This window comes from Prauserella isguenensis (assembly GCF_014191605.1).
In the GTDB taxonomy this organism is placed as follows: domain Bacteria; phylum Actinomycetota; class Actinomycetes; order Mycobacteriales; family Pseudonocardiaceae; genus Prauserella; species Prauserella isguenensis.
In genome coordinates, this window is sequence record NZ_JACHWU010000005.1 from 40,947 (window position 1) to 63,743 (window position 22,797).

19 protein-coding genes are annotated in these 22,797 nt (G+C 72.5%); 7 read left to right on the forward strand and 12 right to left on the reverse strand.

From position 1 onward, the window contains the following. Together FHS23_RS18660 and FHS23_RS18665 are read right to left on the reverse strand one after the other, a co-directional pair. Entirely contained in the window at window positions 1–846 is an 846-nt protein-coding gene (locus tag FHS23_RS18660) for a YciC family protein (RefSeq protein WP_183657617.1), read from the reverse strand. 164 nt (window positions 847–1,010) lie between these two features. Then, window positions 1,011–1,967, reverse strand: a complete 957-nt coding sequence (locus tag FHS23_RS18665) for a DUF7847 domain-containing protein (RefSeq protein ID WP_246382447.1) — start codon at window positions 1,965–1,967, stop codon at window positions 1,011–1,013. Window positions 1,968–2,503: 536 nt separating this feature from the next. Between FHS23_RS18665 and FHS23_RS18670 the strand changes: the two genes are divergently transcribed. Next, complete coding sequence (locus FHS23_RS18670) at window positions 2,504–3,478, forward strand: neutral zinc metallopeptidase (RefSeq protein ID WP_343054078.1); 975 nt, start codon at window positions 2,504–2,506, stop codon at window positions 3,476–3,478. Between the two features lie 144 nt (window positions 3,479–3,622). Next, window positions 3,623–4,594: a neutral zinc metallopeptidase gene (locus FHS23_RS18675; protein ID WP_246382448.1), complete on the forward strand. Its 972-nt coding sequence runs from the start codon at window positions 3,623–3,625 to the stop codon at window positions 4,592–4,594. Between the two features lie 145 nt (window positions 4,595–4,739). On the opposite strand, the gene FHS23_RS18680 is transcribed toward FHS23_RS18675, so the two are convergent. The 4 genes from FHS23_RS18680 to FHS23_RS18695 all read right to left on the reverse strand — a co-directional run bounded on the left by FHS23_RS18680 (window position 4,740) and on the right by FHS23_RS18695 (window position 13,220). After that, window positions 4,740–5,228: a hypothetical protein gene (locus FHS23_RS18680; RefSeq protein WP_343054079.1), complete on the reverse strand. Its 489-nt coding sequence runs from the start codon at window positions 5,226–5,228 to the stop codon at window positions 4,740–4,742. A gap of 188 nt (window positions 5,229–5,416) precedes the next feature. Further along, entirely contained in the window at window positions 5,417–6,424 is a 1,008-nt protein-coding gene (locus tag FHS23_RS18685; RefSeq protein ID WP_183658023.1) for a potassium channel family protein, read from the reverse strand. Window positions 6,425–6,507: 83 nt separating this feature from the next. Beyond that, window positions 6,508–9,936 carry a UvrD-helicase domain-containing protein gene (locus FHS23_RS18690; protein WP_183657621.1) on the reverse strand — a complete coding sequence of 1,143 codons (3,429 nt, stop codon included), beginning with the start codon at window positions 9,934–9,936 and terminating at the stop codon, window positions 6,508–6,510. Beyond that, window positions 9,933–13,220: an ATP-dependent helicase gene (locus FHS23_RS18695; protein WP_343054081.1), complete on the reverse strand. Its 3,288-nt coding sequence runs from the start codon at window positions 13,218–13,220 to the stop codon at window positions 9,933–9,935. Before FHS23_RS18695 ends, FHS23_RS18690 begins: the two co-directional genes overlap by 4 nt. 153 nt (window positions 13,221–13,373) lie before the next feature. Between FHS23_RS18695 and FHS23_RS18700 the strand changes: the two genes are divergently transcribed. Further along, window positions 13,374–13,664, forward strand: coding sequence for an MGMT family protein (locus FHS23_RS18700; RefSeq protein WP_183657623.1), 291 nt, complete (start codon window positions 13,374–13,376; stop codon window positions 13,662–13,664). Between the two features lie 57 nt (window positions 13,665–13,721). Beyond that, window positions 13,722–14,633 carry a siderophore-interacting protein gene (locus FHS23_RS18705; RefSeq protein ID WP_183657625.1) on the forward strand — a complete coding sequence of 304 codons (912 nt, stop codon included), beginning with the start codon at window positions 13,722–13,724 and terminating at the stop codon, window positions 14,631–14,633. Between the two features lie 8 nt (window positions 14,634–14,641). Here the strand turns inward: FHS23_RS18705 and FHS23_RS18710 are convergent, their stop codons facing one another. Beyond that, the gene (locus FHS23_RS18710) at window positions 14,642–15,508 is read right to left on the reverse strand and encodes a uroporphyrinogen-III synthase (protein ID WP_183657627.1); all 867 of its coding nucleotides are present in this window, start codon (window positions 15,506–15,508) and stop codon (window positions 14,642–14,644) included. Between the two features lie 82 nt (window positions 15,509–15,590). Between FHS23_RS18710 and FHS23_RS18715 the strand changes: the two genes are divergently transcribed. Continuing rightward, window positions 15,591–15,854: a type II toxin-antitoxin system Phd/YefM family antitoxin gene (locus tag FHS23_RS18715; RefSeq protein WP_183657629.1), complete on the forward strand. Its 264-nt coding sequence runs from the start codon at window positions 15,591–15,593 to the stop codon at window positions 15,852–15,854. Between the two features lie 10 nt (window positions 15,855–15,864). Then, window positions 15,865–16,245 (forward strand): PIN domain-containing protein, encoded by a 381-nt coding sequence (locus FHS23_RS18720; protein ID WP_183657632.1) that lies wholly within the window; start codon window positions 15,865–15,867, stop codon window positions 16,243–16,245. Window positions 16,246–16,286: 41 nt separating this feature from the next. Here FHS23_RS18720 and FHS23_RS18725 read toward each other — a convergent pair whose 3' ends face one another. Beyond that, window positions 16,287–17,267, reverse strand: a complete 981-nt coding sequence (locus tag FHS23_RS18725) for a helix-turn-helix transcriptional regulator (RefSeq protein WP_183657635.1) — start codon at window positions 17,265–17,267, stop codon at window positions 16,287–16,289. A 62-nt stretch (window positions 17,268–17,329) separates the two neighbouring features. Here FHS23_RS18725 and FHS23_RS18730 point away from each other — a divergent pair, with 62 nt between their 5' ends. Then, window positions 17,330–17,728, forward strand: a complete 399-nt coding sequence (locus tag FHS23_RS18730) for a DUF3224 domain-containing protein (RefSeq protein ID WP_183657639.1) — start codon at window positions 17,330–17,332, stop codon at window positions 17,726–17,728. Between the two features lie 264 nt (window positions 17,729–17,992). On the opposite strand, the gene FHS23_RS18735 is transcribed toward FHS23_RS18730, so the two are convergent. Genes FHS23_RS18735 through nirB form a run of 4 tightly spaced genes read right to left on the reverse strand, consistent with a single transcriptional unit; the run spans window position 17,993 to window position 22,726 of the window. Next, window positions 17,993–18,736 (reverse strand): CbiX/SirB N-terminal domain-containing protein, encoded by a 744-nt coding sequence (locus tag FHS23_RS18735; protein WP_183657642.1) that lies wholly within the window; start codon window positions 18,734–18,736, stop codon window positions 17,993–17,995. Continuing rightward, window positions 18,733–19,848, reverse strand: coding sequence for a uroporphyrinogen-III synthase (locus FHS23_RS18740; RefSeq protein ID WP_183657645.1), 1,116 nt, complete (start codon window positions 19,846–19,848; stop codon window positions 18,733–18,735). Before FHS23_RS18740 ends, FHS23_RS18735 begins: the two co-directional genes overlap by 4 nt. Continuing rightward, the gene (gene nirD, locus FHS23_RS18745) at window positions 19,845–20,207 is read right to left on the reverse strand and encodes a nitrite reductase small subunit NirD (RefSeq protein ID WP_183657648.1); all 363 of its coding nucleotides are present in this window, start codon (window positions 20,205–20,207) and stop codon (window positions 19,845–19,847) included. The genes FHS23_RS18740 and nirD overlap by 4 nt, the downstream gene beginning before the upstream one ends. Then, window positions 20,204–22,726 carry a nitrite reductase large subunit NirB gene (nirB, locus tag FHS23_RS18750; RefSeq protein WP_183657651.1) on the reverse strand — a complete coding sequence of 841 codons (2,523 nt, stop codon included), beginning with the start codon at window positions 22,724–22,726 and terminating at the stop codon, window positions 20,204–20,206. The genes nirD and nirB overlap by 4 nt, the downstream gene beginning before the upstream one ends. Window positions 22,727–22,797: the final 71 nt, after the last annotated feature.

A 22,797-nucleotide genomic window follows, 5' to 3' on the forward strand; every position in this document is an offset into this window, starting at 1 on the left:
CTATTCCGCCGCGCGCCGGAGTTCGCCGTCCAGGTTCTCGCGGCGCATGCGCCGGTCGAGGTAGATCAGCACGGTGACGGCGGAGCTGAACGGCACCGCGAGGCTCTGCCCCGCGACGCTGCCGAGCCCGAGGATCAGCCGATGCCCGGCCGGGGTGCCGTCCGACAACGGCGACGTGCCGGCACCCAACGGCAGGAGCTGGGCGAACAGCAGTTGCACGACCAGGCTGACCAGGACCGTGATCAGCAGCGCGACGACCAGGACGCCGAAGACCCGCCACCACGCGCCACCGACCAGTTGCACCGACCGTGCCAGCCCGTCGACGACGGTGCCGCGTTCCCACATCAGCACGGGCACGGCCAGGCTGAGGAACACGTAGGCCACGATCCCGGGCACGACCAGCAGGAGTAGCCCGACGATCGTGACGACCGTGACGACGGCGGTCAGTCCGAACAGCGCCAATAACCGCGGCCCGACCTCGGCCCACACCTCGCGCGCCGAGACCGGCCTGCCCAGCACCGCCCGACCGACCACCACCGTCGTCACGCCCACGACGAGTGCGTGCGTCGACAACGTGACGAGCAGGCTCGCCGCGTTGGCCAACAGCTCGTTGAGGGGATGCTGCCAGGACCGCCGCAGAGGCAGGACGTACATCTCGGCGAGTAGCACCAGCACCGTGCCTGCCAGGGCCACGAGAGCCGATGCGCCGAACACGACGGCGGCGTGCCTGCGCAGTGTCGCCACGGCACCGTCGGTGATGTCCGCGAGGCGCAGGGGCCGGAGCGGGATCACGCCGGGCTGCCACCCGTGGGACCCGCGGCCGGACATACCACTCGAATCGATCATAGGCGCGACCCTGTCATCCACCCCGGCCGCCGTTCGTGCGGCGTCACGGCGTCGTCTCGTCGCTCACATCCGTCCCGTCGCCCCGGCAGGGCTGTGCTCCCGGCAGGGCTGTGCTCACAGCTGAGCGGTGTCCCGGCAGGGCTGTGCTCACAGCTGAGTGGTGCTCACATCTGGGAGGCGCGGCGCAGCTCCGGGGCGAGGTTCTCCCGGCGGATGCGCTGGTCGATGTAGATCAGCGCGGCGACCAGCGACATGAACGGCGTGATGATCGTGCCGGTGACGACGTTGCCGATCTCCTGGATCACCACGTCACCCCCACCGAGCGCCTCCCCCGGCGCGGGCGCGGCGAGCGAGAACGGCAGCCCGATGATCAGGCTGACTCCGATGCCGATGACCACGGCCACGAGCAGGAAGCCGAACACCCGCCACCATGCACCCTTGACCAGGGCGACCGACCGCTTGATCGCCGAACCGATCGTGCCGCGTTCGAGCACGAGTGCCGCCGTGGCCAGACTGAGGTAGACCCAGATCGCGATGACCGGCACGAGCGTCAGCAGCGCACCGAACACGCCCATCGTCGTGATCAGCAGGGCACCGAACACCCCGGCGACGACCGCCTGGGCCACCGTGACGACGACCGACAGACCGAGCACCGACAGCAGGCGCGGTTTGAGCTCGACCCACGCCTCTCCGAACGTGATCGGCTTGCCGAGCACGGCCCGGCCGACCACGGTCATGAGCAGACCCGTGAGCACGGCCTGCACCAGCAGCATCACTGCGAGCTGCACGCCGAACGCGGGCAGCATGTCACCCAGCATGTTCTCCAGCTGCTGCATCTGCCGTTCCGGCGACGCGGCCGGGTCGATCTGCGTCACGTCGGCGAGCATCGACCGCGTCACGAAGTACGACACCACGGCGCTGATCACGGCGATGACGAACGACGTTCCAAACACGATGCCCGCGTACGACCGCATCGTGGTGAAGGCACCACCGATGACGTCACCGAGCCGCAACGGCTCCAGCGGGATCACCCCGGGCTGCCGCTCCTGGTCGGCACCACCCGAGGACGGGTAGCGCGGCAGCTCGGAGTCACCGTTCGACATGCCACTCGAATCGCTCATAACGCCGATCCTGCCATCCCCGCTGGGCCGCGACCGTGCGACCGCACCGTGGCCGTCCCCAGCTTGACCTATGCTCTGCCGCGCACGAGCGATCATCACTGGGGGAGCCACGCCGCATGACGCAACCACCGCCCGGCCCACCCGGCCCGCACGGCCCGTCCCACCACCAGGGGCCGCCCGGTCCACACGGTCCCGGGCCGCAGAGTCCGGGCCCGCCCCAGCACGACCAGCCCCCACACAACCAGCCCCCACACAACGGTCCGCCCCACGGTCAGCCCCAGTACGGGCAACCACAACCCGGCCAGCCGCCGCAAGGCCGGCCCCCGCACGGTCACGCGCCGCACGGTCAGGCACCGTACGGACGACCCGAGTACAACCAGCCGCCGTACGGGGCCGCCCACCAGGGGCCTTCCCACCACGGTCCTTCCCACCACGCCGCTGCCCACCACGCGGTTCCCCCTTACGGACCGCCCCCGTACGGACCGCCGCGCCGGCGGACGTCGAACGGCCCCGCGATCGCGGCTGCGCTCGGCGGGGTGGGTGCGCTGGCCGTGGTCGTCACCCTCGTCGCGACGCTGACCGGGGGAACGGACACCTCGCAGCGGTACGCGCACCGCGGCGTGGACGTGCCGTCGCCGACGCCCACCGCCTCCGAGTCGACGACGACGTCCGAAACGACCACTGAGACCACCTCGCCGTCGAGCGAGACCGAGCCGAGCACGTCCGGCAGCATCGTGACGTTCACCGAGGAATCCGGCGGCGGCGATGCGCCCGCGGGCCCTCGGAAGGTCTACGAGCTCGGCCGGCACCCGCTGTTCCAGAACACAGACGGTGGTCTCAGGGCGAACGCGTGCCCGCTGCCCGCGTGGCGGGACACCGAGGCGGCCGCGAAGACGTACCTGACCGCGGCGAACGAATGCCTGAACACCACCTGGGGCGACCTGCTGGGGGCCTACAACCTCCCGTTCGAACGGCCGACGCTGCATTTCCCGAGCGGCACGTCCTACAGCACGCCGTGCGGCAGGCAGCAGGTCGACATCACCCAGGCGGCACTGTACTGCCGGGGCAACCTGTACATGCCGATCGCCGGATTACAGTTCGACCGGCGGCCGAACCAGCCCGGCGTCCATCTGGCGCTGCTCGCCCACGAGTACGGCCACCACGTCCAGGAGCTCTCCGGGATGTCCCAGGCCGCCTGGCAGCAGATCGACGAGGCGGGCGGGCTCGGCACGGCCGAGGGCGCCGCGATGTCGCGCAGGCTGGAACTGCAGGCCCAGTGCTTCTCGGGCATGTTCATGGGCTCACACACCGGGCGCAGCGGCCCGAACGGCGTCACCCAGACCATGCTCAACAACGCCTGGAACGACCAGCAGACCCGCGGCGACGACACGTCCGGCACCGACGATCACGGCTCCAACGCCAACTACGCGGCCTGGTGGCAGCAGGGCAGCCGGGACAACCGCCTTCACCAGTGCAACACCTGGCTCGCCGACGCCGGTTCGGTGTCCTGACGATCCCGTTCGCTCCGCTCCGTCCGATTTCCGGGCGCTGTCGGCACCGGTCGCCGGGACGTCGCCGCCGCCGACACTGCGGCTGCGCCTAGGGTGCCCGGCTATGGTGGTGACAGCGACCAGCGAGGCGGACGGGGCCGCGACATGACAGATCCCGAACCGGACGCACCGTCCGGCGAGGATTCCGGCGACACGCAGGACCCGGGCCGCCCGCGACGCGACGGCACCCGCTCCCGCGTGCCGGTCGTCATGTTCTCGCTGGTGGGTGTCGTGCTCGCCGCGCTGGCAAGCGTGCTGGCACTGGTTGCTTTCACCGGCGACGACGAGTCCCGCGGCGCGCCGGCGGGCGGGGGCAACGCGGGCTCGGCGCGCGCAACGGAAACGGTGCCCGGCAACATCCGCGCCCTCGGCGACCGGCCACTGCTACAGGACCCCGACGCCGGACTGCAGGCCGTGACGTGCGCACTGCCCGAGTGGCGCAGCAACCCGGAAGCGGCGGAACGGTTCTTCACCACCGCCACCGACTGCCTCAACCGCGCGTGGGAGCCGTTCCTGCGCCGCTACGAACTGCCGTTCCGCGAACCGACGCTGCACTTTCCCGACGGCCCGTCGTTCCGCACGCCGTGCGGTGACATCCGCGTCGACGTGACGACCGCGGCCTACTACTGCAACGACAACCTCTACGTGCCCTTCGACGGTCTGCAGACCGACTACTACGGCCAACAGGCGGGCATCTACCTCTCCGTGCTGGCCCACGAGTACGGCCACCATGTGCAGGAGGTCGCGGGGATCATGGACGGCGTGTGGGCGCAGATCAACGCGGCGGGCCAGCACAGCGAGGACGGACAGGACCTCTCCCGCAGGCGTGAACTGCAGGCCCAGTGCTTCTCCGGCATGTTCATGGGTTCTCACACCGGCCGCAGCGGCCCACAGGGCGTGACCCAGCAGATGTTCGACACCGCCTGGTACGACCAGGACACCCGCGGCGACGACACGTCCGGCACCTCCGACCACGGCTCCAACGCCAACTACGCCGCCTGGTGGCGCGCCGGCGCGGAGTCGAACCGCATCGTCGACTGCAACACCTTCTCCGCCCCCGCCTCGAAGGTCTCCTGACCGGCGAGCCTGATCTGGCGCGCAGGATTGCAGGGCGTGCAGGGCGCAGGGCGCAGGGCGCAGGGCGCAGGGCGCAGGGCGCAGGGCGCAGGGCGCAGGGCCGGAGCGTCAGGGCCGGGGCGGGGGCGCAGCCGACCGGCCGGAGTTAGGCCAACCGTCCCGCGGCGATCCCGGGCCGCGGACCACGAACAACGAGGAACGCGTACACGCCACCCGCCGCGCAACTCAGCACCAGCAGCGCCATGCCGAGCGGCCTGCCCAGTTCGCTCATGCCTGCGTCCGTGCTGGCGAGGTGCACCAACATGGGTTCACCACCGGTCTCGGCGGGCTCCTCGGGCACGGCGATGCGCACCGTCTCGTCCTTGTTGTGCCCGCAGCCGCTGAGTATGCCCTGCCTGGTGGCACCGTCGTCGCTGAACCGCACGGTCTCCCGGGCCTCCGGATCGGAGCACTCCGTGGGATCGGTGACGGTGGCCTCGACGGTGCGGTGATCGGCGCCCGCGGCCGTGGCCAACAGCGACGGACCCGCCAGCCATGCCAGCGCCGTGATCAGGAGGCCGACGACGACCGCCACCCCGGCCGACCGCCATCCGACCGTGATCGCCGGTCTGCCCGATTCCGCTTGTTGCCGCACGCGCCCAATCGTCGCAGATATCCCGGCACCGGCCCAGAAAAGCCGGGGCAGCCAACATCACAACGTGACCTCACAGCGTGACCACTCGCGGCTCGGCATGCGAACACCGGCCGCACGAGCGTGTGCGCAGGTCAGCGGCCTGTCGCGGGTGTCAAGCACCCACGTGCCCGTCCCTCCGGCGGCCCGGGTCAGCCGTCCTCGTCGTCGTCCGGTCGCGCTGTGTGACGCACGTACAGCAGGCGGTCACCGGGTTCGAGGGCGTCGGCCTCGGGCGCATCCACCCGGTAGAGCTGCCCCGCCCGGACGAGGCCGAGGACGGTGTCCGGCAGATGTCGCGGTGAACCGCCCTCCTCTTTCGGGGTGACCGGCCGTTCGGCGATCGCCAGACCGGTCTCCGGGGTGAGCAGATCCTCGACCATGTCGACCACCAGCGGCGTGCGCGTCGCCATGCCCAGCAGCCTGCCCGCCGTCTCGCTGGAGACCACGACCTGGTCGGCGCCCGACTGCTTCAGCAGGTGCACGTTCTCCGCCTCCCTGACCGAGGCCAGGATGCTCGCCTTCGGCGCCAGCTCCCGCGCGGTCAGCGTGACCAGCACCGCGGTGTCGTCCCGGTTCGGCGCGATGACCACCGACCGAGCGCGTTGCACCCCGGCGACGCGGAGCACGTCGGCGCGGGTGGCGCTGCCGTGCACGGTGATCAGGCCGAGCGCGCTGGCCGCGTCGAGCGCCTGCTGATCGGTGTCGACGACCACGACCTGGTTCGCCTCGACGTCGTGTTCGGCCAGCAGGGCGTTGATCGCCGAGCGTCCCTTCGTGCCGAATCCGACGACCACCACATGGTCCCGCACCTTGTTCCTCCACTTCTGGATCCGCAGCGCCTGGCGAGAACGCTCCGTCAGCACTTCCAGTGTGGTGCCGACCAGGACGATCAGGAACGCCACCCGCAACGGGGTGATGACGACGATGTTGATCAGCCGCGCGGAATCGGTCACCGGCGCGATGTCGCCGTAGCCGGTCGTCGACAGCGACACGGTCGCGTAGTAGACCGCGTCGAGGAACGAGATGCCGTCGCCCTTGCTGTCGGTGTAGCCGTCGCGGCCGATGTACACGATGATCACGGCCGCGAACAGGAACAACAGCGCGCCGACGATCCGCCGGATGATCGCGTTGAGCGGGCTGACCTTCGCGTCGGGCATCCGGATGACGCCGACCAGCGCATGGCCCGGTTGTTCGGACAGCGGCCGCTGCCGGAGCAGTCCCTTGATCACGCTGGGCAACCCTAGCCGCTCCCGTCCACCGATCGCAGCAACGCACGCAAACCGTCGGCGTCGCGCAGGTCCGCCGGGCGGACGGTGCGGTCGTGGCGCACGTAGTGGAACGCCGCGCGCACCTTCTCGAGCGGTGCGCCGGACAGGCCCGCCCACGCGAGACGGTAAGCCGCGAGCTGCACCGAGACGGCCTGCATCGCCGACTCGTCGGGCACCCCGCCGGTTTTCCAGTCGACGACGGTCCACCCGCCGTCGGGATCGGCGAACACCGCATCCATGCGGCCCCGCACGGTCACGCCGTCGACGACGGTGGAGAACGGCACCTCGACGTCGTGCGGCGTGCGATGCGCCCACTCGCTGCGTTCGAACGCCTCACGCAGCGCGTCCAGCTCCTCGTCGGGCGCCTCGCCGGTGTCCGCGGCACCGGGCAGGTCGTCGAGGTCGAACAGCCGGTCGCCCGCGAACCGGCGTTCCAGCCACCCGTGGAACGCCGTACCGCGCCGCGCGTACGCGTTCGGCGGGAACGGCAACGGCCGCCGCAGCCGCCGCGCCAGTTCGTCCGGCCTGCCTGCGAGTTCCACGAGCTGGCTCACCGACAACTGCCCCGGTAGGGCGATGTCCTCCGTGCGCCCGGAGGCGCGTTCCCGTTCGGCCAGCAGCACGTCGGTGTCGACGGCCCAGCCCTCGGGATCCGTGTCCTCTGGATCGGCATCCTCGTGCGGCGGCTCGTCGGGAGGCTCGGCGGGGTCCGGGTATGGCTCGCCGAGCGGCAGCACGAGCTGGTCGTGCTCAGCCGCCGTGGCTGCCGACTCCGTCACCGCCGATACCGCCACCGCCGATTCCGTCACCGCCGATTCCGTCACCGGAGACGCCGGAGGGAGGGACGACCGGGCCGCCGCGGCCTCGGCGGGTTCGGCGTCCAGTGCGGCGATGGCCGCGAGCACCGCGTCGGCGCCCTCGGCCACGGCGGCCCTGCGCTCACCGAGCGGATCGGCCGGCCAGCTCACCGGCTCGGCGTTCTCGCCGGACAGCGGGTTCTCGTCGCCCTCGTCGGGTTCGTCGGCCCATGTGGTGATCGTGCCGACCGTCTCGTCGTCTGCGATCGTGTCCTTGACCTCGGAGAGGAACGTCGACGGGCCTTTCGGCGACGCGCCGGTCTCGCCCCACCAGTGGCCGGAGACGAGCAGGTGCTGTTCGCTCCGGGTCAGCGCGACGTAGCAGAGTCTGCGCTCCTCCTCGGCGTGCCGGTCGGCGAACGCGGCCTCATGCTCCTTGCAGGTGTCGAGGACTTCCTTGCGGTTCTCGTCGCCACGCAGCGGCAGGTCGGGCAGGTCCTGACTGTCACCACGCAGGGTCGCGGGCAGTTCGGTGACGGTCCGCAGCCACGACGACGACCGCCGGTCTCCCGGGAAGACGCCCTTCACCAGGTGCGGCACCGCCACGACCCGCCATTCGAGACCCTTCGACGAGTGCACGGTGAGCACCTGCACGCGGTCGGCGGCGACCTCGACCTCGCCGGGCGGCAGGCCGTCCTCGGCGTGCTCGGCGGTGGCGAGGTAGTCCACGAACGACAGCAACGTGCCGGTGGGTGAGTTCTCCGCGTACTCGGTGACGACGTCGGCGAACGCGTCCAAGTGCGCCCGCCCCGCGCCACCTGGGCGGGACATCGCCTCGACGTCGAGCAACATCGTGCGTTCGACGTCGGCGACCAGTTCGGGCAGCGGCTGGTCGAGCCGCCTGCGCAGCGCCCCGAGTTCCTTGCTGAGCCGGGTGATGCGGGCATAGCCCGGCTCCGAGTAGCGCCCCGGGTCGCCGGGGTCGTCGAGCGCGTCGACCAGACCCGCCTCCTCGGCGCGTTCGGTGACGATGTCGTCGCCGTCGGCCGAAAGCTCGCCGGCCCTGCGCCACAGCGCGCCCAGGTCGGCCGCGGCGAGCCGCCAGCGCGCCCCGGTGAGCAGACGCGCCGCGGCGGTGCCGGACAGCGGTTCGGCCAGCACCCGCAGGGTCGCGACGAGGTCGGCCACCTCGGGCTCGTCGAGCAGTCCGCCGAGTCCGACGACCTCGACGGGCAGGCCGCGGGCGCGCAGGCGTTCGGCGATCGGCGCCATGTCGGCACGGCGGCGCACCAGCACGGCCGCGGTGGGCGGTGTGCCGGTCGCGTCCCGTTCGGCGTACCAGGTCCCCGCGAGTTCGTCGGCGAGCCACTCGCGTTCGGCCCGAACGTCCGGCAGCAGTCCACAGCGGACGTCCGCCGTCGGCGCGCCGTCACGGGCGCGGAGTCGTTGCACGCCGAGGCCACCCGCGCGCAACGGTTCGGCGACGGCGTTGGCGAGGGTCAGCACCTCGGGCGGGTTCCGGAAGCTGGTGAGCATGCCGTACTCGCGGGCGGGAAGGCCGCGTCCGGTCTCGCCGTCGGCGCGCGGGAAGTCGGTCGTGAACCGGGGCAGGTTCGCCGCGCTCGCACCGCGCCACCCGTAGATGGCCTGCGCCGGGTCGCCCACGGCCGTCACGGGCAGTGCCGCGGCGTCGGCACCGCCGAACAGCGACCGCAACAGCACGCGCTGGGCGTGGCCGGTGTCCTGGTACTCGTCCAGCAGCACCGCGCCGTAGCGTTCACGTTCGGTGGCCACGACCTCCGGGTGCCCCTCCGCGAGCCGGGCCGCCAGTGACATCTGGTCGGCGAAGTCGAGCGCACCCTCGGCTCGTTTGCGCTGCTTGTAGGCGTCCACGAGCGGCAGCAGCGACAGTCGGAACCGTTGCGAGGTCAGGATCTTCTGCAGGTCGACGGGCATCGCCGCGCGCTGGCCCTTCGCCCGCGGCGCGTTCTCGATCAGCTCGCACAGCCGGCTGGTGTGTTCGCGGAGCCCGTCCGGGTCGACGAGGTGTTCCGCGAGTTCCCCCGTCAGCCCGAGCAGCTGCGCCGTGACGCTGGCGGGCACGAGATCGGTGTCGAGATCGTGGTCCCATGTGGACACCACGCGGTGCGCCAGCCGCCACGACGCCGTCTCCGACAACAATCGCGCGCCGGGCTGCACCGGCAACCGCAGGCCGTGCTCGCCGAGCAGCCGCCCGGCGTAGGCGTGGTACGTCAGAACCGTCGGTTCGCCCGCGACCACCGACGCGCGCCGCGTGCCGCCGGGATCGATGCGGTCGAGCAGGCCCGACCCCGCAAGGACGCGCAGCCGCGCACGCACCCGGTCGGCCAACTGCCGCGCGGCCTTCCGGGTGAAGGTCAGGCCCAGCACCCGTTCGGGCGTGACGAGGCCGTTGGCGACCAGCCATACGACGCGCGCGGCCATCGTCTCCGTCTTGCCCGCGCCCGCACCGGCGACGACCAGCGACGGCTCCGGCGGCGCCGCGATCACCGCGGCCTGCTCGTCGGTCGGCGTGGGCAGGCCGAGGGCGTGGGCGACCTCGGCGGGGCTCACCAACTCCGTCACGGCCCCGTCACCTGCCTGCCCTCGGGGCGTGCCGGGCACGACGACCGCGCGGGACACCGGTCGCAGTCCTTGTTCTCGCGCGCCTCGTACGCGGGTCCCGCGGTCGCGGCGGCGGCGTCCCGCACGAGGCGGAGCCAGTGCACCTCGCCGCCGGAGTCCAACGGCGGCTGCTGCCGCTCACTGGCACCGGTCTTGGTGTGGGACTTGGCGACGTACACGAGCTTCGCACCGCCGGGCTTGGTCGCCGACTGCGCGGACTGCGTGGTCCTCAGGTGATGCTCGAACGCGCCGAGCAGCACCGCCAGCTGGTAGGCCGCGAGCTGCGGATGCTGTTCTGCGTCCTTGGCGCTGACCGCGTTCTTGCCGGTCTTGAGGTCGACCACGACGGGCCTGCCGTGGCCGTCCACTTCCAGCCGGTCGACCCGGCCGGTCAGCGTGACGCGCAGCTCGGCGCCGGCACCCTGGGCCCCCGGGTCGGCCTGGTCCGTCGCGGCTTCCTCCGGAGCGTCGTCCTGGTCGCCGTCGGCGCCCGCCGCGTCGAGGGTCGCAGGCAGCTCCACCGACATCTCCTGTTCCACGGCCAGCTGGCTGAGGTCCTGTCTGCTCTGGTGCAGCCAGGTCAGGAAGTTCTGCACCATCTGTTCCACCCGCACCCGCTCGCGGCGGGAGAACCACGGCGCGCCGGCGTCCACTTTGGTCCACGCCTTGTCGAGTTCGGCCTTGATCTCGGCCTCGTCGGCCCCGGAGGCGGCCGCCTGCGCGAGCGCGTGCACGAGCGTTCCGGTGACGGCGGCCAGCTGCGACGGGTCCGCCCCGCCGTGGCGTTCGATCAGCCACCGGAGCGGGCACTTCGCGAGCACCTCCACCGTGGACGGGGACACGCGCACCGGCTCACCGGGCTTGCGGAGCGGTTCCGTCGTGCTGGGTTCGTGCAGGCCGTACCACTGGCTCGGGTGCGCACCGGGCACGCCGGCACGCGCGAGGCGGGCAAGCTGCGTCGCGGCACGTTCCTTACGCTCGGACGTCTCCTCGGCGGCGCACACCACCGAGCGCAGCTCGCCGACCAATTCGGACAGTACGAGCGCCCGTTCGCGCCGATAGACCCGCACGTCCGGGCCCGCGTCGGCGGCGTCCTGCTCGTGGACGAGTAGTTCCTCGACGAACCGCGACGGCTGTTCGTCCTCCCCCTGCACCGCCGTGACCAGCAGCTCCGAGCGCGCCCGGCTCGCAGCCAGGTAGAACAGCCTGCGCTCCTCGGCCAGCAGCGGGGCGATCACCGACACCCCGTCGCTGTCCACACCGGACAGCAGGTCGACCAGCCGTTCCACACCGAGGAGCGTGCCGCGGGGCCGCAGGTCCGGCCATCCGCCCTCCTGAGCGCCCGCGACCGCCACGACCGTCCACTCGCGACCCGCCGCGGCGTGCGCCGTCAACAGCGACACACCGCTGCCGCGCGCGGCCACGGGCGCGAGGCTGTCGCCCGCGATGTGCTGCGAGGTCAGGTATTCGGCGAAGCCCCCGACGCTCGCCTTCGGCAGCCTGTGGACATAGCGACCCGCGACGTCGAACAGGGCGACGACCGCGTCGAGGTCCCGGTCGGCCTGCGCGGCGAGCGAGCCGCCGCGCTCGATCTGCCGGAGCAGCCGTTTCTCCAGGCCACTGGCCTGCCACACGCGCCACAGCACGTTCTCGACGTCCATGCCACCCTGCGCCGCCTCCCTCGCCGTGGCCAGCAGCCCGCCGATCCGGCGAACCGGAGCGGCCTCGGCATCGGCCAATCCCGCGAGGATGTCGCCGCCGCGCAGCACCTCGACGAGCAGCTCGTCGCTGGACCGTTCGCCACCCCCGGTGAGCTCCAGTCGCCGCAGGCCGCGCCGCAACCGCCGCAGCGCCAGCGGATCCGCACCGCCGAGCGGTGAGGCCAGCAGCATCTCCGCCGTGTCGGCGTCGAACGCGTCCGGGTCGGTGGCCAGGCGCAGGATCTCCAGCAGCGGCCGGACGCCGGGCTGGCGCGCCAGTGGCACCTCCTCGGCGGCCGACGCGATCGGCACGCCCGCGGCCGCCAACGCGCGCTGCAGCACCGGCATCGACCGCGTCGGTGACCGCACCAGCACCGCCATCTCCTCCCACGGCACTTCGTCGAGCAGGTGCGCGCGGCGTAGCCGGTCGGCGAGCCAGGACGCCTCGGCGGCCGGCGTCGGGAACAGCCGGGCCCGCACCGCACCGGGTGCCGTGTCGGGTTCGGGCTCGGCGATCCGCGTGTCACGGGCGGGGCCCGCGCCCGCGAATCCGCGGGCAATGCGGGTCACGGCGTCGTGCACGGCGGGTGCGGGCCGGTGGGTGCGGGTCAGCGTGACGGTCTCGGCCGCGTCGGCGTCGGTGAACAACCTCGGGTCCGCACCGCGGAACGAGAACACGGACTGGTCGGGGTCACCGGCGAGCACGAAGTCGTCGGCCGTGCCGCCGAGCAGCCGCAGCAACCGCAGTTGCAGCGGGTCGAGGTGCTGGGCGTCGTCGACGAGCACGTGCCGCAGCCGGCGCTGCTCCCGTTCGAGGAGTTCCGGATCCCCTTCGAGCTCGACGAGCGCACTCGCGACGAGCTCGGCGGCATCCATCGCGGGTGCGCCCGGCGTGCCGGTCGCGTGGCCTCCCGACCCGTGCAGCAGCGTGACCTCTTCGTACTGCCGCCAGAAGTTCCCCGCCGCGATCCACTCCTCACGCCCCTCGTGCCTGCCGAGTTTGACCAGGTCCTCGGGGCCGAGACCACGTTCGGCCGCCCGCAGGATCAGATCGCGCAGCTCCTCGGCGAAGCCGGCGACACCGAGCGCGGGGCGGAGCCGCTCCGGCCAGTCGTACGCGCCGCGTTCCAGGTCGCCCGCGAGGAGTTCGCGCACCACGACGTCCTGTTCCGGCCCGGACAGCAACCGCGGTTCCGGCTGTCCCGTGAGGTTCGCCTGCAACCGCAGGACGGCGAACGCGTACGAGTGGACCGTGCGCACCATCGGCTCGCGCACCGTGCGGTGGATTCCCGTGGCGTCGGGGTCCTCCTCGGTGTCGGCGGCCGTGATGCGGCGGGTGATGTCCCTCCGCGCGGCGTTCGCGGCGCGCCGGGAGGCGGTGACGACGAGGATGCTCTCCGGGTCGGCTCCCCCGCGGATGCGTTCGGCCGCGAGCTGCGCCGTCAACGCCGTCTTGCCCGTGCCGGGCCCGCCGAGGACGCGGACGAACCCCGCGGGTGTCTCGAGCAGCCGGGCGGCCTCGGGCTCCCAGACGTGCGCAGGCACGGCCGGTACGGACGGCCGCACCAACCGGGCATTCAGACCACTTCTGCTCACGGTTTCCGATGGAACCACGTCACCCCGACAACCCCTCCGCCCGCGTGGCCATGTCGAGAGGTCGTCGTGGGGACGACCCGTACCGCGCCTAGGCTTTCCCGCATGGACGAGGAGTTGCACGAGCGGATCCGCGACGCGGTCACGACGATCCCGCCCGGCACCGTCGCCACGTACGGCGACATCGCCGCCCTCGCCGGCGCCTCGACGCCCCGGCTGATCGGCCGGGTCCTGTCGGAGGACGGCGCCGACATCCCCTGGCATCGCGTGCTGCGCGCCAACGGCACCCCGGCGCCGCACCTGGTGCACCGCCAACTCGAACTGCTCCGCGGCGAAGGCGTCCTCGCCGACGGCCAGCGCATCGACCTGCGCACCTATCGGTGGCGGCCGGAGTAGCTCGAGAGCCGCACCACATCACCACCCGGGGGTTGCGCATTCGGTTAGGCTTGCCTAATGACCGTCACGGCGCAGTCCCACGCGGCACCGGCACCGGCCGCGGCTCCGGCACCGACCGCACCGGCCGACGACCGGCCGCCGCAGTTCACCTTCCGACGCCTGACGGTGTCGGCGACCCGGCGGCTCACCCCACACCTCGTGCGCGTGACGTTCACCGGCGACGACCTGCGGGGCTTCGTCACCGCCGCGCCCGACCAGTACGTCAAGGTCTTCTTCCCCCGCGGCGGCCGCACCCGCCCGGAGCTGCCGCCTCCCATCGAGGGCGACACCACGTCCTGGTACCGCACCTACCTGGCCATGCCCGACGAGGTCCGCCCGCCGATGCGCACGTACACCGTCCGCGCGTTCCGGCCCGAGCGGCGCGAACTCGACATCGACTTCGTGCTGCACCCCGACGGCGGACCCGCCTCGACGTGGGCCGCCGGCGCGAGCGCGGGCGACGAGGTCGCCCTGATGGGCCCGCACGGCCTCTACGCCGTCCCCGGCGACACGGCGTGGCAGCTGCTCGTCGGCGACGAATCGGCGGTCCCCGCGATCGCCGCGATCCTGGAACAGCTTCCCGCCGACGCCTGCGCGCGCGTGTTCATCGAGGTCGGCGACCCCGGCGACCGGATCGACCTGTCGTGCCCGGCCGCCGACGTCGACGTCCGCTGGATCGTGCGCGGTCCCGACGCCTACGGCGACGCAGTGCTCGACGCCGTCCGCACGGCCGACCTCCCCACCGCCGCGCCGTACGCGTGGCTCGCGGGCGAGGCCGAGCTCGTGAAGTTCGCGCGGCGCCACCTCGTCCGCGACCGCGGCGTCGACAAGCGCGCCATCACGTTCACCGGCTACTGGCGATGCGGACGGTCCGAAGAGGACGTCGGCCGCGACGGCCTCGCCCGGGCTGCCTCCGTACAGGCGGACTGACGCCGCCGTCAGCCGCCCAGTTCCGCCGCGAGCAGCTTCACCAGCGCGCCCAGCCGCTGCCGCTCCGGCTGCACCACCCGCACGCCCGCATCGACCAGCGGCGCCGCCGTCACCGGCCCGACGCACGCACACAGCACGTCGGTGCCGAGGCGCGCCAGCACCTCGTCGTAACGCCCGTCGTCCCGGGCCAACCGCAACAGGTTCGCCGTCGCGGGAGCGCTGGTGAACGCCAGCGCATCGAGCCGCCCGTCGAGCACGCCGTCGAGAAGCCTCCGCGCCGGGCCCAGGTCGACGGGCCACTGCCACCGGTACGGCTGCACCTCGACGACCTCCGCCCCGGCCTCCCGGAGCGGATCCGTGAACTCCGGCAGCGGCTGACCGTGCAGCTGCACCGCGACACGGCGTCCCCCGAAACCCGGCCCCTCGGAACCCTGCCCGCCGGAACCCTGCCCCTCAGGCCCCTGTCCGCCGGAGCCCTGTTCCAGCAGGTGTGCGAACAGCTCGCGGTTGCTTTCCTCCGGCGACGACCATTCCTCGGCGAGGCCGTGCCCGCGGACCGCGCCCGTCGCCTTCGGACCGCGCACGAACAGCCGCGCCCGCGACAGCGCGCCCGTCAGCGCGTCGGTGAGTCCCCAGCCCTCGGCGGCCGACAGCCACCCGCGGAACCCGGCGCCGGTCGTGACCGCCACGAGGTCGACGCCGTGGGCGACGACGTCCTCGGTGGCCGCGCGCAGCCGGTCGTCGTCGGCCAGCGGAACGATGTGCAGCGTCGGCCCGTGCCACACCGACGCGCCCCGTCGTTCGAGCGCGTCGATGAACTCCCCGGAACGCCGCTCCGCCGTGATGCCGACGGCGACGTCGTCGAGTTCTGCCATGGATCCCCACTCTCACGCGCTGCTCGTGAACGGCCACGATAACCTGCCTCGACGCGGTAGCACATGAGCTACAATCGTGGCCATGGAGACAGCGGCGGACACGGTAGGGCTGCGTGAACTGCGACAGGACGCCTCCGAGCTGGTCCGCCGGGTCGAGGCGGGCGCCGAGGTGACGATCACTGTCGCCGGTCGCCCGAGCGCACGCATCGTGCCCGTCAACGGCCCCCGCAGGTGGCAAACATTCGACGACGTGGCGGACGTCTTCGACGGCACTGCCGATCCCGAGTGGGCCCACGACCGCGACCTGATCGATCAGACGGTGCGCCACCCGTGGGCGGGCGAGTGAGAGCCGACGCGTGAGAACCGTCCTCGACACCTGCGTCGTCATCGCCGGCGATGTGGAGCCGATACCCGGCGAACTGGCGATCAGCGCTGCCACCGTGGCCGAGCTGCACTTCGGTGTGCTGGTCGCCCGCGACGAACACACCCGCGCCCACCGGCTGAAGCGGCTCACCGCGCTCACCAAGCGGTTCGACCCGCTGCCCGTCGATGATGCCGTCGCCGCAGGCTACGGCGAACTCGCCGCAGCCGTGGCCAGGTCCGGACGGCAACCGCGGGCCCGCACCATGGATCTGCTGATCGCCGCCACCGCGCACGCCCACGACGCGCGTCTCGTGACCCGCAACCCGGACGATTTCGTCGCGCTCGACGGGCTCGTCGAGGTCACCACGGTCTGAGCGGACGTGTCGCCCGACGGCATCGTCATCGCCGCCGGCGCTCACCGGGTGTAGCGGGCGGCCGTCGTCGTGGCCGCCTCGGCGACCGCGGCGCGCAGCTCCTCGGGGTCGAGCACCTCCAGGTCCGGCCCGAACCGCAGCAGCTCCCCGACGCCGGGCCTGCCCGCCTCGACGGGCAGTCGCACCGTGCACCAGCCGTCGGCGTCGGGCTCGCCGCCCCCGGCCCGGTCGGCCTCCTCGAGCGCTGCGGCGCCCACGCTCCCCAGATACACGGGCACGAGCCGCCGCCCGAGCGGGGACAGCCGCACCGTCGCGGTCTCCGGGTACAACCGCCGCTCGAAACCCTCCGACCACGTGCGCCAGTACTCGGCGAGGTCGAAGCCGTCGGGCCGGGAGAACTCGCCCGCGTCAGTCATCGCGACGATGCGGCTCACGCGGTAGGTGCGGTCGCTGCCGTCGCACCGCGCGACCAGATACCAGACGCCCGCCTTCAGCACGAGGCCGAGCGGTTCGAGGGCGCGGGACACGGCGGAGCCGTCCCACCGCCGGTAGTCGACCCGCAGCCGTCGCGCCCGCCACACCGCGTCGGCGACGTCGGCCAGGTGCGCCAGCCGTTCGACCTCGCGATGCCAGCCGGGGACGTCGAGGTAGAACCGCTCCGCGACCCGGCCCGCACCGGAACGCAGCTCCTCCGGCAGGGCCGCGTACAACTTCAGCTGCGCCGCCCCGAGCACCGTGCCGAGCCCCAGTTCGGCCGCCGCATCGGGCAGACCTGCCAGCGCCAGCGACCGCGCCTCGTCCTCGCTCAACCCGGTCAGCCGGGTGCGATACCCGCCGACCAGCTGGAATCCGCCCGCCCGGCCACGGTCGGCGTACACCGGCACGCCGGCCTCGGACAACGCGTCGACGTCGCGGTAGACGGTGCGGACGGACACCTCCAGCTCAGCGGCCAACTCGCCCGCCGTCATCCGACCGCGGTTCTGCAGCAACAACAGGATCGACAGCAACCGGCCCGCCCGCATGCACCCAGTCTGCCCGGAAAACCTGACACAAGACGTCAGGAAAGCCCGCGAGAGTGGTCGGCATGAACACGGGAACCTTCACCACACTCAGCTGGACCGAACACGTCGCCTCCTGTGCCGAGGGCGCGCCGCGCTACGCCCACGCCCGGGCCACCTTCGCCTACACCGGCGTCATCGACGGCACGTCGACCTGCGACTACCTGCTCTACTACCCGGGCGAGGGCTTCACCGACGGCGGGCAGGCCTCCCCCGGCCTCGAACGCATCGAGGCCACCGTCGCGGGCCGCGCGGGCAGCTTCGTCGTCCGCCACGACGTCCGCTACGGCCCGGGCGGCATCGACGACACGTGGTCGGTCGTCCCCGGATCGGGCACCGGCGAACTCGCAGGGCTCACGGGACACGGCACGTCGAAGGGCGACAGCGACACCATCGGGTACACGTTCGACTACCGGTTCGACTGAGCCGCCCGCCGGCCGCACGACCGCACGGTCGCAGGCGCAGGCGCAGGCGCAGGCGCAGGCGCAGGCGCAGGAACCACTCGACCACAGGAGTGCCAGGCGGACGCTCGGCAATCCCGGCGTCGTGCTCGCAGGCGGTGACCTCGCGGGCACCTGGCGGGCGCAGGCGCGTGGGACACGCCTCGAATTCACGGTGACACCGTTCGCCTCGCCGTCGCGGCACGTGCGCGGCGAGGCCGAGGCGAGGCGCGTCGCGGCCGTCCGCGGCTACGCCGACAGCCGCACCGTCTGGTCCTGACCCGCGTGCCGGTCCGGGTGCGCCCCGCGACCCGTGCGGCCGTCCCGTGCCTCGGCGCAGCGGCGCAGCACCAGGTCGGCCACCGCGGGATGGGCGCCGAGCGGGGCCGACACCGCGTCGGCTCCCGCCTCCTCGAGTCGTCGCTGGAACAGCCCGGGGGCCAGCAGCCTCGACGCGACGACCACGCGGCGTCCCGTGCGGCGCGCCCCGGCCACCGCGTCGGCGACACTCGGTGCCGCGGTGGCGGCGTAGCCGATCCGCACCGGCGCGCCCAGTCGCGTGCCCAGCGCCCGCGCCGCCGTCGACACCTCGTCGAGCGCCCGCGGGTCGCTCGAGCCCGCGGCGGCCAGCACCACGGCATCGCCCGCGCGGAACCCGGCCTGCCGCACACGGTCGACCAGTACGTCGACCAGTTCCGGTGCCGGGCCGAACGCCTCGGCGACCCGGGCGCGCGGCACGGCACTGGCGGCGATCTGCGCCGGGATGTCGGTGCGAACGTGGTACCCGGCGGCCAGGAACGCGGGCACCACGACGGCCTCGCCGGCGCCGGCCTCCGGGTGCAGTCCGTCGAGGACGGTCGTGACGTCGGGGTCGCGGACGTCGGCGTAGGCGACCGTCACCGGCTCGCCCCGCGCCCGCACCCGCTCGGCGAGCTCGTCGATCACCTTCGGCCCCGCGGGATCCCGCGTCCCGTGCGCGGTCAGCACGATCACGACTCGTCCTCCACCGCCACGGCCAGCCGGTAACCACGTTTGACGACCGTCTGCACCAGTTTTCCCTCCCCGAGCGAGGTGCGGAGCCTGCCGACGGCCGTCTCGACGGCGTGTTCCTCGCCGCCGCCGGGCAGCGCCGCCGTCAGCTCCCGTCGCGACACGACGTGTCCCGGCCGGTGGGCCAGCGCGCGCAGCACCGCCATCGGCGCGGGCGCCACCTCGCGCAGCTCACCGTCCACGAGCGCGGCCTGACCGCGCAGTTCGATCTCCCTTCCCGCCGCGGCGAGCCTCGGCGACCGCGCCACGAGCGTGTCGGCCACCTCGCGCGCCAGCGCGCCGATCCGCGCCCGCCTCGGCTGCACGGTCGGAATCCCCACGGCCGCGAGCGGACCGGCCGTGATCGGGCCGACGCAGGCCACCAGTACCCGTCTGCTCAGTGCGTCCACCAGGCCCGCGTGACGTCCCGTGCGGGAGGCCATCGCGAGCATGCTCGCCGCTGCGGGCGCGCTGGTGAACGGCATCGCGTCGATCGAACCGTCCAGCACCGAGTCGATCAGCCGGTCCAGCGGTCCCGGATCGGCGGGTCCGACCCAGCGGTAGACCGGGACCTCCACGACGTCGGCGCCCGCCGCGCGCAGCGAGTCCACGAAGTACGGCAACGGCTCGCCGTGCAGCTGCACCGCGACACGCTGCCCTTCGACCCCGGAGTCGAGCAGATACTGCAGCAGTTCGGCGTTGCTCTCCGACGCGGGCGAGTACGCCTCGGACAGTCCCGCAGCCCGCACCGCGCCCTTCGCCTTCGGCCCGCGGGTGAGCACGTGCGCGCCGCCGAGCCGGTCGATCAGCTCGTCACCGATCCCCCAGCCCTCGGCGGCCTCCGTCCAGCCGCGGAACCCGATGCCCGTGGTCGCGACGACGACGTCCACCGGCTCGTCGAGCAGCAGCCGGGTGGCCGCGTACAGCTCCGAGTCGTCGGCGAGCGGGACGATCCGGATCGCCGGTCCGCAGCGCACCGCGGCCCCTTTGCGCACCAGGAGCGCGCCGAGCTCGTCCGCCCGGCGCGCCGCGGTGATACCGATCGCGTACCCGGCAAGCGGCAGGGCGTCCGTCATCGCACTCCCACGTGGACCGTGCCGTCGACGACCCGAATCGGGTAGGTCGCGATCCGGACGTCGGGGTCGTCAAGACACCGCCCGGTCCGCAGGTCGAAGTTCTGCTTGTAGATCGGCGAGGCCACGACGGGCACGCCCCCGATGTCGCCGACGATGCCGCGCGCGAGCACGGCCGCTCCGGAGAACGGGTCGATGTTGGACAGTCCGTGGAACTCGCCGTCGTCGGTGCGCAGCACCGCGACCTGGACTCCGCCGTCGAGCAGCGCCGCGACGCCCGCGGCGAGCGGCACCTGGTCGACCCGGCACACCGGTGTCCACGTCTCGGCCCCGGCGGACTGTTCGTCCGACAGCACGGTCATCGGCTCACCACCTCCGGCACGCCCAGCATCACGGGCACGGGCTGGTCACGTTCGGTCTCGAAGGCGATCGTCGGGTCCGGCGCGCCGGGTGCGTTCACGAACGACGTGAACCGCGCCAGCTTCTCCGGATCCTCCAGCACGCCCTTCCACTCGTCCTCGTAGTTCGCGACGTGCTCGGCCATCGCGGCCTCCAGCTCGTCGCAGATCCCGAGGCTGTCCTCGACGACCACCGCGTACAGGTGGTCGAGTCCGCCATCCAGTTCGTCGAGCCACGCCGCCGTGCGCTGCAGCCGATCCGCGGTGCGCACGTAGAACATGAGGAACCGGTCGATGATCCGGACCAGCTCGTCGGTGTCCACACCGGACACGAGCAGGTCGGCGTGCCGCGGCACCGCACCGCCGTTGCCGCCGACGTACAGGTTCCAGCCGTGCTCGGTCGCGATGATGCCGAAGTCCTTGCTGCGAGCCTCGGCGCATTCCCGCTGGCACCCCGAGACACCGGACTTGAGTTTGTGCGGCGACCGCAGCCCGCGGTAGCGCAGCTCCAGCTCGACCGCGAGGCCGACGCTGTCCTGCTGGCCGTACCGGCACCACGTCGTACCGACGCACGACTTGACGGTGCGCAACGCCTTTCCGTAGGCGTGGCCGGATTCGAACCCGGCGTCGACGAGCCGCCGCCAGATCTGCGGCAGCTGGTCGACGGTCGCGCCGAACAGGTCGACCCGCTGCCCACCGGTGATCTTGGTGTAGAGGCCGAACTCCTTCGCCACCTGACCGAGCACGATCAGCTTGTCCGGCATGATCTCCCCGCCCGGAACCCGCGGCACCACCGAGTACGTGCCGTTGCGCTGCATGTTCGCCAGGAAGCGGTCGTTGGTGTCCTGCAGGCTCGCCTGCTCCCCGCCGAGGACGTGGCCGTTGCCGAGCGTGGCCAGGATCGATGCCACTGCGGGTTTGCAGACGGCACAGCCCTTACCGGTGCCGTGCTTGGCGATCAGCTCGCTGAAGGTCGTGATCCGCGTGGCACGGACGATCTCGAACAGCTCGGCGCGCGACTGCGTGAAGTGCTCGCACAGCGCCGTCGACTGCTCGACACCGCACGCCGACAACAGTTTCCCGAGCATCGGAACGCACGATCCGCACGAGGTGCCCGCCCTGGTGCAGCTCTTGATCGCCCCGACGCCGTCGCAGCCGTCGTCGTGGATCGCCGCGTTGATCGCACCCTTCGTCACCGCGTTGCACGAGCAGATCTGGGCGTCGTCGGGCAGCGCCTCGACACCGACCGCGTCCCCGCCGCCACCACCGGCGGGCCCGATCAGTGCCGCGGGGTCGACGGGAAGTTCGCCGCCGACCAACGGCCGCAGCAGGTTGTACTCGCTCGCGTCACCGACCAGGACACCACCGAGCAGCGTCGTCGCGTCGTCGGACACCACGAGTTTCTTGTACGAACCGTTCACGGCGTCGTTGAACACGACCTCGAGCGACCCCTCCGTCGCCGCGTGCGCGTCGCCGAAACTGGCGACGTCGACGCCCATGAGCTTGAGCTTCGTGGACGTGTCCGCGCCGGGGAACGAGGCCTCCCTGCCCAGCAGCGTCGCCGCGGCGACCTCGGCCATCGAGTAGCCCGGCGCGACGAGGCCGTACACCCGGCCCGCCACCGAGGCGCACTCCCCGACGGCGAAGATGTGCGGGTCGCTGGTGCGGCACGTCTCGTCGGTCAGTACGCCGCCGCGCTCGCCGAGCTCCAGTCCCGCCTCGCGGCCGAGGTCGTCCCGCGGCCGCACCCCGGCGGAGAACACGAGCAGGTCGATGTCGAGTTCGGTGCCGTTGCCGAGACTCGCCCGGAGCCGGTCGCCGTCCTGCGCGATCGCGGACGTCGACGTTCCGGTGTGGACGGTTACGTCGAGGTCGGTGACCAGCCGGTTCAGCAGCCCGCCTCCGCCGTCGTCGACCTGCAGGGGCATCAGCCGCGGGGCCATCTCGACCACGTGCGGCGACAAGCCCATGTCGCGCAGCGCCTTCGCCGCCTCCAGTCCGAGCAGGCCGCCGCCGACCACCGCCGCGGCGGGCCTGCCACGGCGCTGCCGGGCACGTTCCACCGCCGCGCGGATGTCGTCGAGGTCCTCGATGGTGCGGTACACGAACACGCCCGGCAGGTCCTTGCCCTCGACGGGCGGCACGAACGGCCGCGAGCCCGTGGCCAGCACCAGCGCGTCGTAGTCCTGCACGCGGCCGCTTCGGGTCGTGACCCGCTTGGCGCCCCGGTCGATCGACTCGACCGGATCGCCGAGCACCAGCTCCACCAGCTCGTCGCCGCGGTACTCGGCGCCCGGCAGCGCCAGCACATCCGGGTTCCAGGTATCCACATAGGACGTCAGCGCCACCCGGTCGTAGGCAGGACGGGTCTCCTCGCCGAACACGACGACCCGCCACGTCCCGTCGACGTCGTCACTGCGCAACGCCTCCACCAGGCGGTGGGCCACCATGCCGTGCCCGGCGACCACCAACGTTCGACTCATGACTCGCACCTCCGCCGATGACTGCGTTCCATGCTCACCAGTGGTCGTATCCGGACCACTTCCGCCGTGTT

What these genes read in the sequence shown, in the direction of transcription:
- FHS23_RS18705 (WP_183657625.1), top strand. Translation starts at nt 13,722, where the DNA reads ATGACCGTCACGGCGCAGTCCCACGCGGCACCGGCACCGGCCGCGGCT.
- nirD (WP_183657648.1), bottom strand. Translation starts at nt 20,207, where the DNA reads ATGACCGTGCTGTCGGACGAACAGTCCGCCGGGGCCGAGACGTGGACA.
- FHS23_RS18725 (WP_183657635.1), bottom strand. Translation starts at nt 17,267, where the DNA reads ATGCGGGCGGGCCGGTTGCTGTCGATCCTGTTGTTGCTGCAGAACCGC.
- FHS23_RS18710 (WP_183657627.1), bottom strand. Translation starts at nt 15,508, where the DNA reads ATGGCAGAACTCGACGACGTCGCCGTCGGCATCACGGCGGAGCGGCGT.
- FHS23_RS18740 (WP_183657645.1), bottom strand. Translation starts at nt 19,848, where the DNA reads ATGACGGACGCCCTGCCGCTTGCCGGGTACGCGATCGGTATCACCGCG.
- FHS23_RS18675 (WP_246382448.1), top strand. Translation starts at nt 3,623, where the DNA reads ATGACAGATCCCGAACCGGACGCACCGTCCGGCGAGGATTCCGGCGAC.
- FHS23_RS18665 (WP_246382447.1), bottom strand. Translation starts at nt 1,967, where the DNA reads ATGAGCGATTCGAGTGGCATGTCGAACGGTGACTCCGAGCTGCCGCGC.
- FHS23_RS18715 (WP_183657629.1), top strand. Translation starts at nt 15,591, where the DNA reads ATGGAGACAGCGGCGGACACGGTAGGGCTGCGTGAACTGCGACAGGAC.
- nirB (WP_183657651.1), bottom strand. Translation starts at nt 22,726, where the DNA reads ATGAGTCGAACGTTGGTGGTCGCCGGGCACGGCATGGTGGCCCACCGC.
- FHS23_RS18660 (WP_183657617.1), bottom strand. Translation starts at nt 846, where the DNA reads ATGATCGATTCGAGTGGTATGTCCGGCCGCGGGTCCCACGGGTGGCAG.
- FHS23_RS18700 (WP_183657623.1), top strand. Translation starts at nt 13,374, where the DNA reads ATGGACGAGGAGTTGCACGAGCGGATCCGCGACGCGGTCACGACGATC.
- FHS23_RS18685 (WP_183658023.1), bottom strand. Translation starts at nt 6,424, where the DNA reads ATGCCCGACGCGAAGGTCAGCCCGCTCAACGCGATCATCCGGCGGATC.
- FHS23_RS18730 (WP_183657639.1), top strand. Translation starts at nt 17,330, where the DNA reads ATGAACACGGGAACCTTCACCACACTCAGCTGGACCGAACACGTCGCC.